Source organism: Bradyrhizobium sp. UFLA05-108 (assembly GCF_059803455.1).
In genome coordinates, this window is record NZ_JBANAZ010000125.1 from 1 (window position 1) to 11,504 (window position 11,504).

Below are 11,504 nucleotides of genomic sequence, written 5' to 3' on the forward strand. Positions count from 1 at the left end.
CGACACAGCCGCTCGGCCGCATCGCCGCTGACGCCAATACATCGGATTACTGCCGCCCTTTTTCAACGGAATCGGCCAAAAAGCGACATCGCACCTCTACACTCTGAAACGCAGTTGATATAGACTAACCCCAGAGCTGCCAGCGCGGGATGATGCTAGAGCTGCCAGCGCGACATGCCGAGTTTTCGCGAAATCAATGGCAGCGGTAGTGCCTTCGGCAGGCGAGCGAATTCAAAATCTATTTGGTTCGGAATCCTTCCGTGCACTAGCGGAAGGTTGTTAAGTTCATGGGGCAACGCCAATTGATTGTTGGGGTTGGACACCATCATGACATTGATCAACGACATCGGCTATTTGGCGTCAGCTCTCGTCCTGCTTACATTCTGCATGAGCACGATGTTGAGCCTGCGTGCGGTCGCAATATGCAGCAATTTCGCTTTCATCAGTTACGGACTTGGCGCCAAACTATACCCTGTGCTTGCTCTGCACATCATCTTGCTTCCGTTGAACATCATATTGCTCTTTCGGATGATAAACTTGCTTCGGAAAGCGAAGCTCGCTGCAGCCACGGATCTTTCTCCAGCCTGGCTGCAGCCATTTATGCAACCGAAACATTTCAAGGCAGGACAGACGATTTTCAGGAAGGGACAGCATGCCGACCTGCTCTATATGATCGTGTCGGGTGAAGTCCGGTTTCCGGAAATTGATCGGCGACTTTCTGCTGGTGACGTGTTTGGAGAGATTGGGTTGTTCTCTCTGCAGCGGCGGCGCACTCAGACTGCGATGGCGGAAACTGACCTGGATTTGCTGTGGATCAGCGATGGCGCGCTCAAGAAGCTGTGCGAGCGCAATCCAGGCTTGTCGTTATACTTCCTGCGGCTGACCGCCACTCGAATGACCCAAAATGATGCTCAAGCGGCTCTTGTCGCCACCCGCTGACCACCGCCGGTGTTTTGCCCGACTTTCACACTTTCCCTGAAGAGCTGAAGTCGGCTTGGGGCCGATTTTGTTGCAGAAGTCGGTAGGATCGACGCTCTCAGCGGGGCTGTGATCTGAAAATTTGGGCTCGCGATCTTTTGGCCGCCTGCCCGGCATGGGCTGCGGAGACGCCCTGGCACTGATGCCTGACGCAACCAACGCGACGGACGCCACTTACGCAACGCATGGTGCGGCCGTGTCGGGTGGATGGAGCGCAAGCTTGGCAAAGCGACGAAGGTTCTAGCGATTGCTGCAAGCGTAAATTCGAACCGCGCGCCGGCCGGTCCACGCAGTCTCAGGCGGCCGAGCCGCAGGATCCGCTTGAGGTGCGCAAACAGCATCTCAACCTTCTTGCGATCTCGTCGGGTCTCATCGTAGGCAGGCGTCTTGGCGATCGCGCGGGCGACATCGCGCGCTGCCTCGTGCACGTGGCGTGTGATCTTCCGGCTCGGCGAGTTTGGACAGCATTTGGACTTGAGCGGGCAGTCGCGGCAATCAGCGACGCGCGAGAAGTACGAGATAGCGTCATCTCCGCGTGGTCCGCGTGTTCCACTTGAGCGCGGCAGGATCTTGCCGCTGGGGCAGATATATTGATCGCGCGCCGCGTCATAGATGAAATCGTCGCGGCTGAACGTGCCGTCGTCGCGCTGTGACTTGTCGATCACCGGGATGTGGGGCGCGATTCCCTTCACATCGACCAGGAAGTGGAGGTTGTGGGCGGCACCGTAGCGCGTCCTGATCTGACTGCGGGAGCTTGCCGAACTTCGTATTGTAGCTCTCCAGAAACCCCGGCAGGAAGGCGTTGCCAGCCCGAGGGTCGAGACCCCGGCCAGCCGCAGCTCCTTCACCAGGCGGTCTTGCAGCGTGCCGAACGAACGCTCGACGCGGCCCTTGGCCTGCGGGGTGTTGGCGCAAATGATGTCGATATTGAGCTCGTGCAGGGCGCGACCGAACTGGGTCATCCCATCGCCGCCCTTGGCCTCGCGGTTGTTGACACGAAAGATCGCGTGCTTGTCCGAATAGAACGCGATCGGCCGGCCGTGGCGCTCCACATACGTTCGGGTCTCACGTAGATAATCCAGTGGCCCACTAGCTCCCTTCAACGACTAATTCGATTCCGATTGGTCCTAACGCCTTGGAAGTGCTAAATTATTGATCTGAGGGCAGGACGAGCTGCATCCTTTCCTGTTATCGCATTACGGTTGCGGTGGAGGCCGCCGTGAGGATTGATCGAGCCTTGCAGATCGCAAGTCGGGCCCGCGTCCGGCGATATGCTTTGCCGCCGAGGACTGGCGCGCCGACGCCAACATCGGCTTCATCCGAGCGTGATCCACGTGGTCGTTTCTTGCGTGGCCATGTCGGTGTGAGCCCTGGTCGGCCCCCGCACGACGAACTGCGGCGGATGTCATCGATGATCTCTTCCATTCCTGGCGCTACGGCGGTCGCGCGGCTATTCGGCAACTCATAAAGCAAGATTCGGCCGCGTATTTGCGCATCATGTTCCACGTGGTCGGCAAGCTGCACAAGCCGAGGGATTGATGGACGCAGCACCGAACGATCTGGATTGTGTCGCCAAACGGAAGCGGCAGAACGTACTTCGGGTGCAGCGGTACCGGGCGCGTAAGCAAGTTGGTGCGCGCATCGTCCGTATCGAGGTCACGGATTGGGCCGAGACGCGCGACGCGTTCGTCCGGATCGGCGTGCTCCCGGAGGATCAGCGCAACAACGATAGGGCGATCGAGGCGGCCATTGCGCAGTTGTGCAGAGCGGGGTTTCGAGCCGTTGAGGCGCAGCAGAAGGCATCTGCCTGACGTCGCATAGCAACCGATCGCAAGGCAAGAGCAGCTTGGGCATCGAAGCGCAGCGCAAAACTAGGGTGTCCTCGTCAGCCTTGCTCGGACGTGCCCGCTTGCCTAGCCAATCGGCTCTGTTCCAATAGCGTACCCGGAACGCTAAGATTTTTCGCGCGTTGTTCGTCCATGCAAGATCGAAGGAGCCAGCTATGGATCGCGAGCACGTGAAAGGTGTCGCCGACAAGGCCAAGGGCACGATTAAGGAAGGCGCCGGCAAGCTGAGTGGCGACAAGGACCTGCAAAGGGAAGGCAAAGCCGACAAGGCGAAGGGCGCTGTGCACAATGCAGCTGGCGACATTAAGGATGCGGCCAGGGACGCAGCAGACGCCATGAAGAAGTGACTCTCACATCAATTTTCGCTCTCGCCGCTCCCTGTGAGCGGCGTTTTGTTTGCGCTTCCGGAACCGCCATACGGCGGCTTATTCCGCTCCAAGCCTCCGACGTTACGGGCCTCATCAAACGAACAGTCGTTGTAGATCCGGGCCGTCGCAACAAACCTCTCAGCACGTTTGGTGCCGGCGTCCAGGCTTCAGAAGCCGGGGAACTCCGAAGTCTCGGACGAGTTACACGACCGCCGAGAGGATAGAAGGATGAGTGGTCGTGTGTGCAGTATCGCGGCATCTCTCCTGATCGCGTGTTCGGCAGAAGTTGAATAGAAAGGCGACAAATGAAAACACCACTTCTGATTGCGGGCGCATTAGTCATCGGATGCGCCGCCCCAGCACTGGCCGATGAGTACTACGTCGTACAAGGCCCGAGCCATCAGTGCACGATTACAACCACACGCCCGGCGGACAAGGAAGTCGTGACGCAGATCGGTCCCATGGCCTTCAAGACCCGCGTGGAAGCTGAAGACCGCATCAAGCAGACAAAAATCTGCGATGAAGGCACAGTTGGTAGTAGCGGCAGCACGACCGTTATCAAGGAGAAGTAAGTAATCGGCACCGCATTTCCGATCAAAGGCACCGCATTTCCCGATCAAATATGGCTTCGAGAAAGGTCGCGCCCATGCCCATCGGCGCGACTTTTCCAAACCATCAAATTGGACCAGCTGCGGCCTGCCGGGCATCGGCGGCAGGTTGTCGACGTACCGGTTGACTACGCGGAAGAGCGCGAGGGTCGCGGCTTGGTTGGCGCTGATGGTCTAGAGAACACCGGCCGCCGACCTCCTAGACTCGATCGTGCGCTCTTGGTGGCCCGCAGGCTGCGGACGTAATAGCCGTGTCTCTGAACGGCTGACTTGATCTCGTCGCTGACTTTGAAAACTTTTCTTCTGCTCTTCCGCCAACTATGTCTGGAGCCGCGAGTATCGGTATCGCAGAGCCTGTGCTTAGAACGAGAACGTCGCGCTTATCATTGCGATGGACATCAAACACTTTTCGCCCCCGCTAATCATATCGTAATAGACACGAAATATGTTTCGGTCGTCTAGATCGACCAGCTTAGTATCTCGAACGGCTGCGCAGGTTGTCAACGCTCGCCGCTTTCTGCTTCACCCGGCGGCTCCGATTGGGTTGATGGAAGTCCGGTAGGCAGTGAATTGCACTTGCGAGAGATCCGCTTGGCTTTCGCCAAACCCCACCAAGCAAACTCAACGGCCCTGGCGGTTAGGGTTCTGCTGGGGCAGCCGTTTCTTCGCCGGTCGGGCAAGCATCGCGGTGCCCGCATCTCAAGGGTCGTTTTTACCGAGTTTTCGCTGGTGAAAAATGCTTGAACCGTTCGATGTCGCCAACTCTGATTGAATGCGGCGAAAGAAGCGAGACTCGCTCAGCTCACCCGATCGAGCGCGTCCCGCACCAGGTTGACAAGTGAGGTCATGGTGTAGGGTTTGGCTAGCCAGCCAAGCGGCTCGAAAGGATCGGCGCGCTTGCGCGTCAGCGGATCGTCATGAGCCGTCGCGAATACGCAACGGACGCCAAGCTCACGGAAGAGGTCGCCCGCGGCATCGATACCGTCGCGTCGGCCGGCAAGGCGAATATCCATCAGGACGAGAGCCGGGAGCTGCGCTCTGGCGAGAGATACAGCTTCTTCAGCGGTGGTCGCCACGCCGAGGACCCGAAATCCGGCGTCGGACAAAGCTGTTTCAGCCTGCATGGCAATCAGGAAATCGTCTTCCACCACCAGCAGGCCGGCTGCCGTGGCGGGGATTTCTGATGTGTCTGATGTATCTGATGTATCGCTGCCTCCCGCGCTATTCGCGGGCGCTGCAAGGAATGGCGCCACGGCTTGGCCCTTTTCCGCCATTAGCCGCTGCTCCCGGCTGGGAAATTAAGTGTTGCGCGTGATGGTGGCCGTGTTATCCGGAATTCCGCCTGAAGCTGGCGAGCAAGGCCCTGAACGAGGCGAAGGCCCGATGACCTGCTGCGAACGCCATCCATATCGAATCCAGGTCCGTCGTCCTCAACATAAAGTTCGAACATGCCATCGCGCCGGAACAGGCCGACACGAACCGCGCCTGTCAGCCGGTCCTTGTTGCCATGCTTCGCCGCATTGGTCAGCAACTCATTAAGGAGCAGGGCCAGCGGCATTGCCACATCGTTTGACAACACGCCATTGGCAGGAGTCCGTTCCACAACGATGCGCGCCGGCAAGGTCTGCTGAACCGTTTCGACCACCGCCCCCAAAAATTCGTCGGCCGAAAACCGGCTGGCGTCGATCGTGCCATAGAGAACACGCTGGGCTGCCGCCATCGCCGCTACCCGCCCGCTCGCCTCTTCGAGGACGCGACGCGCCTCCTCACTCGCGGCCGCCCGCGAGGCGGTGGTCAAGAGCGACTGCAAGACCTGCATATTGTTCTTGGTGCGGTGATTGAGTTCGTTCAGCAGTAAACGTTGCTGGGTCTCGGACTGTTTGCGCTCGCTGAGATCAACCAGCATGTTGATGGCGCCGACGACAGCGCCGGCGGCATTCCGCAATGGCGTGGGGAACGGTACGAAGGGAACCCGCGTCCCATCGGGTCGCTCCGCGACAGCTTCTACGCCCCGCACGGCACGGCCTTCCTTCAGCGCGATAGCCATCGGGCATTGATCGTGTGGCAAGGGCGTTCCGTCCGGATGAAAGAGCTTCCATGTCACGCACCATTCATCGCTGCCGAGCTGCGGCGTGCGGCCGGCAAATTCGACGGCCATTTGATTGAAGTATGTGATCTTGCCTTCGGCATCCGTCGTATAGAGCGCGGCCGGTATGGCCGCGAGCAGCTCCTCAAGGCGCTGTTGGCCTTCCTTCAGGCGATTCTCGGCCATCTTGCGCTCAGAGATATCGCGCGCAATCTTGGACGCGCCAACGATGCGACCGAAACGGTCGCGGATCGGCGAGATCGTCAGGGAAATATCGACCAGGCTTCCGTCCTTCCGGCGGCGCACGGTTTCGAAATGCTCCACACGGTCGCCGGCACGTATCTTTGCAAGAATGCCGGGCTCCTCGTCCTGGCGATCATCCGGGATCAGCATCGTGATCGGGCGGCCCACGGCTTCATCGCGGCTATGGCCGAACAGTTGCTCCGCGCCATCATTCCAGGTGCGGATGATGCCGTTGAGATCCTTGCTGACGATGGCATCGTCCGAAGACTCAACAATGGCGGCGAGCTGCTGCGCATCGCGCTCGGCGATCCTGCGCTCCTTCTCGCCGGCAAGGCGCGCAAGGCTGAAACCCAGGAGGCGCGCCAGGGCGAGGGCAGTATCCCGCTCGAAAGACGTGAATTCATGCGGGAGCCGGTGGTACGCCATGAATTTGCCGGACAAGGCGCCGTCCTCAAGAATGGGGATGAATGCGGCGGCCTGAATGCCTTCACCCTGGACCGTTCGTTTCAGCTCATCCGGCAAATCAGTCGCGGGAATATCTGCAATGCATACGGGTTGCGGATCGGCTTCGTCCCTGGCCCAGGGCGAGTGTCCCTCGACAGCCTGACGATAGCTCTCGGAAAGCCCGCGCCACGCAACAAACCGCATCACCCCTGCCGGGTCGAACAGCAGGATGGAAGCCCGTTCGCAGCCGAGGGCGCGCGTGATGGCATCAAGCGCAGCATCATAGATCTCGCCGGCGGTGGTGCAGCGCTGAAGGCGCTCCGAGAAAGTCAAAAGTGCGGCCTGCTCCTCCATGCGCCGGGCGAGCGCCTGCTCGGCGCACTTGCGGGCGGTAATGTCGTGCTGGACGCGGACCGCGTAGAGGAAGTTGCCGGTGGCGTCGCGGACACTGGAGGATGTCACGGAAGCCCAGATATAGCTTCCATCCTTACAATAAATCCGCTTTTCGATGCTATAGCGGTCAATCTCGCCCGCGACCTGTAGCCGAAACTGCTGCAGGTCACCCGGCCGGTCGTCGGGAAGGGTTTCGTCAAAGATCATCCGTCCGAGCAGTTCAGAAGCTGAATGCCCCGTCATCTCGCATAGCTGCTGATTAACGCGCAGCATCCGGCCATCCTGATCGACTTCCACAATGCCGGCACCCACATGTTCGTACGTTGCCGCGAGGCGTTGATCGCGCAGGCGCAGCCAGTCATCGGGGCTTGCATCGGACGCATCGAGGCGACCACCGCCGGTCCGCTCATGAAAGCAGTTGATGGCGCCCGCGATCGTGCCGTCCTCATCCAGGATGGGTGCGATATGGACGACAGCCCACATATGTGATCCGTCCGGCCTTTCGATGCGCGCTTCCATGCCACGGATGGGCTCGCCTGTACGCAGTACCTCCGCCATCGGCGCCTCATCCCGCGCGATCAGCCTGCCATCGAAGAAGAGCTTGTAAGAGCCGCAGAAGAGCTCGGTATCCTCGGCGATGCGCGGCGATCGGCCCCACAGTTCCGCCGCATGGCTGTTGAACCAGAGGATGCGGCCGCGCGCATCACAGGCGTACGCGGCGATGGGTAGCTGTTCAATGAATTCAAGGGAGGGGTTGCGCCAGATCAGGGAAGCGAATGCGTGAAGTCCTTCCGACGACATTTTCTGAATATTCATCTGTACCCTCCGAGCCGAGCCGCGACCGGTTTGGCGCCGCCATCACGCTCTCGTCTTCCCCACGCCATGGCCGGACATGGTCTGGAGCCGAAGAAACTCTTTGAACGGCGGGACGGGTGGGGAAGTTCCGCTCCTCCCATGAACTGAGCCTTCTCCGGCCACCTGCAGCTTCGCAATGCAATAGAAGCCGGGCTGCTCCGGGCGCTAATTGCAAGCCCGTCCGGCTTTCGTCTTCACAGGGATGGCGATGGCATCGCCTTTGAGGTCGGCATCAGGCGGACCGGGCGCCGCGCCATGGAATTGCTTGCGGCCGAGGCTCGTCGGTTGGCCGACCTTGCCGCGCGCTACGGCGGTGAGGAGCTGGCGCCGTTGTTGCCAGGCACGGCGCTGAGGGCTGCATGGAGGTTGGTGAGCGAATCCGCGAGGGCTTCCGCGCGCTCCGCCCATCGCGAGAATGTCGAAGGCGGCACCTCGCATCGTGCCGGCGGCGGTTCAGAGCTCACGCCCTATCGCGGGATGGCTGCGGTGCCGGCGCAGGCTGGGTCGCCGCAGCGCGCTTCTTGAAGTAGTCGAGGACGAACAGACGTATCGCGGACGACAGATTACCTTGCTGGCGGTTCCGGTTGATGTCGCTGACAAGGTCCGACAGCGTCATGTTGCGCAGGCTGGAGATCTCCTTCATGCCGGCCCAGAAAGCCTCCTCCAGGCTAACGCTGGTCTTGTGGCTGGCGACAACGATGGATCGTTTCACGACGGGGGATTTCATGGCCATTCCTCGCGCTCGCCAGCCGCGCCAGTCGATCCTGTAAACGAGAACAGCCCTGGCGCGTGAAGCTGGCGGACACGCGGGAGCCGTCCCGTGCGCACCGCCGCGCGCAAAGCCACTCTATCGGGAAGGGGTGGCAAAGTGAAATGCTCTCGGGGTAGTCCCTGAGGCATTGACCTATCTCAATAGTCCGCCCTGGGACTGGCAAAGCGTCGCCGGATGAAACCGTCGGACGAGCCTCGACTGGAGAAGGAAGCGCCGAAGCCTTCGTGCACAGAAGATGCTCGACGCATCATCAAGGAGTACGTGGAGGAGCTCCGGGAGATCATCAGGAAGCTTCGCCGGAAGCTGAACTGAGAGCTGCCAGGTCACGCTGGCGTCCCTGTTTTGCCTCTGCTCGCTAGGCTTCCGTGCAAGAAACCGCGAAGTTTTCGCATATTCGGGCAAACGCTTGTTTTGCTTCAGCAGTCTCAAAGCAAAAGCGTGTCCCTGCGTCGCCGCGCTCAACCCACCAGTCGACTTGATCTCCTCGTGAAATGCGCGATGCCTCTCCGCGCAGCTGATCCAGTTGGCTTCCGACGGCTCGCACGATCAGACAGTTCTTCTTGGCCATGGGAAATTCCTCGAACGGCAAAAGCAACGGATGGAAAGTTGCCGCCGTTCCTAGTCGAGGCCTGATTCTTCAAGGGGTTTGACGAGGCCAATTCGAAAAAGCGGACCAACTTCCGTGCGGACCTCGATGCGATGGCGATGTCCGGCCGATCGTCCATGCCGGGCTAATGCAAGCGAGTTTCCGCCGCGGTCTTTCTCCAACAAGTGCGCCGCATCCTGCTGCATGTTAGTGCGCGATACCGCTGCGACTGCCACATTTTCCCGCTTGGGCAGGTCTTCGAGAACAAAACAGGGGGCTTACATGCGTAATTGCGGTCGAGCAGACGTTGCTGTGTCGTTCTTCGCCAACGCATGGAGGCGTGCCTCATAGTCGACGGTCCCCTAAGGGCGATGCTGTGTCCGCAGCGATAGTCCGCGCAATAGACCAGGACGCCGCGCACGCCGATCTCTCGCATGCAGGCGGCGCCAGTCGTCTAGCTGCGCGCGCCCTTAAAACGAAAACGGCCCCAGCATCCCGGATTGAATGCTGAGGCCGTTTGGCGATTGTGTCGTCCCTAAAGAGCAAGACAATAATTTACGTAAGCTAGATTCGTTCCCGGACCAATGAAGAGGCCCCAGCTCGGGGGGAAAGCCGGGGCCGTCGTCAACGCGGAGATGATTGTCGAGATCAGGTACTGAGCCGGCAACCTGCTTCAGGAGCGTTCGTTCCTGCGTTTGGTCCAGTCGCTGCCACTGCGTGAGGTAGGCGCACTCTCTTGTCCTGCCGGATGACCAGCATCCGGTAGCCGTCATGCTTCACTTCATGGATCCACTCCGGCCCTGACGGGACCTGCCTGCCGGCGCTCGCCAGGCAGAGCTCGTATACGCAATACGCATGGGCTGAAGATAAGAATTTTCACCGCCTTCTACGAGTCCGGAACAACCGGTAATTTTGCGTGTTCTCGACGTGCCCCGGTCACGGAGTCCCCTGTAAGGGCCGGAGCTGGACTAGGCTGGCGGCCAAACCGCTGGGCCACCATCGGTCGGAGAACTTTGGTGTGGCGAATATTTGCTCTTACCGCATGCATGATCTCGTTTTTGAGTTGTGGCCTTGCGATTGCTCAGTCGGATCAAAAGAGACCAACCGACGCAACCATCGGCGCAGCGCCTACACCGCCGGAGGAAAAAGGCCAGTTGCAACCTCAAGGGTGGACCGGGCCGGTTGATACTAAATCGGGTGGCGCGCCTGCCGAAAGTCCGCAAGGCCAAAGCCCACCGGGCATGCAGAGCGCTCCGGAAGGGTCAAGCAAAACGATCGCCGCGCCGGAGAAATAATAGATAGCGCCCCCGCCCAGAGTCGGGGATCGCGGCCTTAGCCGGTCGCTTCTGCCTTTAAGAGCCGCACGTCGGTCCCGCTCTCGTGCAACTCCATCCAACCCTTCTCGACTGCATACCTGATGCCGGCGCCAAACTCCGGGCCGCTGGCTTTCAGCGTGTAGAGGAACGGCGCGTTGATCTTCTCGATATGGATGCGGCCGTCCTGGACGGCTTCGATGCTGGTTGCGATCTCGATGAGCTTGCGCGCTGCGGTTTCCGGGTTGGCGTAGTGGTCGTTCTGCCGTGAGCTTCATGTGCCCATCATGTCGGCTTTGATCCTCCCCTGAGAATGGTGCCACGTCAGCCGCCAAGTCATGCAGATGAGCCATTCCGAAACCTTGGCACCGACAGCCTCTACCCATTAGGTCATAGGCGCTGTCGTTCGTCGCGGTTCGTCATGTGGTGGGTGATGATGATCGCGATGATGGTGCCGAGCGCGGCGCCCACCGTCCTGTTGTACGCCGCCGTCAAGCGCAAGGAGGGGGCGCCTGCTGCCGCAACGGAAGCCTGGATCTTTCTCGCCGGCTATCTCGCGGTATGGGCAGGGTTCAGCCGCGTCGCAGTCCTGGCACAATGGCTGCTCGAACGCACTGGGCTCCTGTCGATGGCGATGGCAAGCACCAGCGCAGCGCTCGGCGGCGTCATCCTGTTGGCTGTAGGGCTCTACCAGTTCACACCGCTCAAGACGGCCTGGCTTCGTTACGGCCAGAGCCCGCTATTGTTCCTCAGCCAGTAATCGGCATGGGGCTTCGCCACGGCGTCTATTGTGTCGGCTGCTGCTGGTTTCTGATGGCGTTCCTGTTCGTTAGCGGCGTGATGAATTTCGTCTGGATCGTCGCCATTGCCGTCTATGTCGGCTGCGAGAAATTGCTGCGGTTCGGCCCAAGGTTCGGACCAAGGCTCGGTCCAAGACTGAGTCACGCGGCCGGTCTAGCTCTCATGATCTCCGGCGCGATCTTGCTTGCGCGCGGAATGTGAAGTTCGGGA

Annotated in this window: 10 protein-coding genes and 3 pseudogenes; 6 read left to right on the top strand and 7 right to left on the bottom strand. The window is 60.1% G+C overall.

The features are described from left to right. The first annotated feature begins 327 nt into the window (after window positions 1-327). Window positions 328-939, top strand: coding sequence for a Crp/Fnr family transcriptional regulator (locus tag SO140_RS44360; protein ID WP_498544088.1), 612 nt, complete (start codon window positions 328-330; stop codon window positions 937-939). A gap of 213 nt (window positions 940-1,152) precedes the next feature. Here the strand turns inward: SO140_RS44360 and SO140_RS44365 are convergent. Continuing rightward, window positions 1,153-1,706 (bottom strand): annotated as a pseudogene (locus SO140_RS44365) (transposase); the annotation flags it as partial. After that, window positions 1,702-2,057: pseudogene (locus SO140_RS44370) on the bottom strand (ISNCY family transposase); the annotation flags it as partial. The pseudogenes SO140_RS44370 and SO140_RS44365, both read right to left, overlap by 5 nt. Window positions 2,058-2,516: 459 nt before the next feature. On the opposite strand from SO140_RS44370, the gene SO140_RS44375 reads away from it, so the two are divergent. From SO140_RS44375 to SO140_RS44385, 3 genes are all read left to right on the top strand, one after another. Further along, window positions 2,517-2,789 (top strand): hypothetical protein, encoded by a 273-nt coding sequence (locus tag SO140_RS44375; protein ID WP_474803632.1) that lies wholly within the window; start codon window positions 2,517-2,519, stop codon window positions 2,787-2,789. Window positions 2,790-2,980: 191 nt separating this feature from the next. After that, window positions 2,981-3,172 (top strand): CsbD family protein, encoded by a 192-nt coding sequence (locus SO140_RS44380; protein ID WP_474803629.1) that lies wholly within the window; start codon window positions 2,981-2,983, stop codon window positions 3,170-3,172. 326 nt (window positions 3,173-3,498) lie between these two features. Continuing rightward, window positions 3,499-3,765 (top strand): hypothetical protein, encoded by a 267-nt coding sequence (locus tag SO140_RS44385; RefSeq protein WP_474803626.1) that lies wholly within the window; start codon window positions 3,499-3,501, stop codon window positions 3,763-3,765. Between the two features lie 254 nt (window positions 3,766-4,019). Here SO140_RS44385 and SO140_RS44390 read toward each other — a convergent pair. The 5 genes and pseudogenes from SO140_RS44390 to SO140_RS44410 form a co-directional block, all read right to left on the bottom strand. Further along, window positions 4,020-4,207, bottom strand: a pseudogene (locus SO140_RS44390) (hypothetical protein); the annotation flags it as partial. 391 nt (window positions 4,208-4,598) lie between these two features. After that, window positions 4,599-5,075, bottom strand: coding sequence for a response regulator (locus tag SO140_RS44395; RefSeq protein ID WP_474803623.1), 477 nt, complete (start codon window positions 5,073-5,075; stop codon window positions 4,599-4,601). Then, complete coding sequence (locus tag SO140_RS44400) at window positions 5,075-7,783, bottom strand: PAS domain S-box protein (RefSeq protein WP_498544089.1); 2,709 nt, start codon at window positions 7,781-7,783, stop codon at window positions 5,075-5,077. Before SO140_RS44400 ends, SO140_RS44395 begins: the two co-directional genes overlap by 1 nt. A gap of 499 nt (window positions 7,784-8,282) precedes the next feature. Beyond that, entirely contained in the window at window positions 8,283-8,549 is a 267-nt protein-coding gene (locus SO140_RS44405; RefSeq protein ID WP_474803618.1) for a ribbon-helix-helix domain-containing protein, read from the bottom strand. Window positions 8,550-8,949: 400 nt separating this feature from the next. Beyond that, window positions 8,950-9,162, bottom strand: coding sequence for a hypothetical protein (locus SO140_RS44410; RefSeq protein WP_474803615.1), 213 nt, complete (start codon window positions 9,160-9,162; stop codon window positions 8,950-8,952). 1,752 nt (window positions 9,163-10,914) lie between these two features. Here SO140_RS44410 and SO140_RS44415 point away from each other — a divergent pair. Next, window positions 10,915-11,253 carry a DUF2182 domain-containing protein gene (locus SO140_RS44415; protein ID WP_498544090.1) on the top strand — a complete coding sequence of 113 codons (339 nt, stop codon included), beginning with the start codon at window positions 10,915-10,917 and terminating at the stop codon, window positions 11,251-11,253. A 5-nt stretch (window positions 11,254-11,258) separates the two neighbouring features. Continuing rightward, window positions 11,259-11,495 carry a copper chaperone gene (locus SO140_RS44420; protein ID WP_498544091.1) on the top strand — a complete coding sequence of 79 codons (237 nt, stop codon included), beginning with the start codon at window positions 11,259-11,261 and terminating at the stop codon, window positions 11,493-11,495. Window positions 11,496-11,504 lie beyond the last annotated feature (9 nt).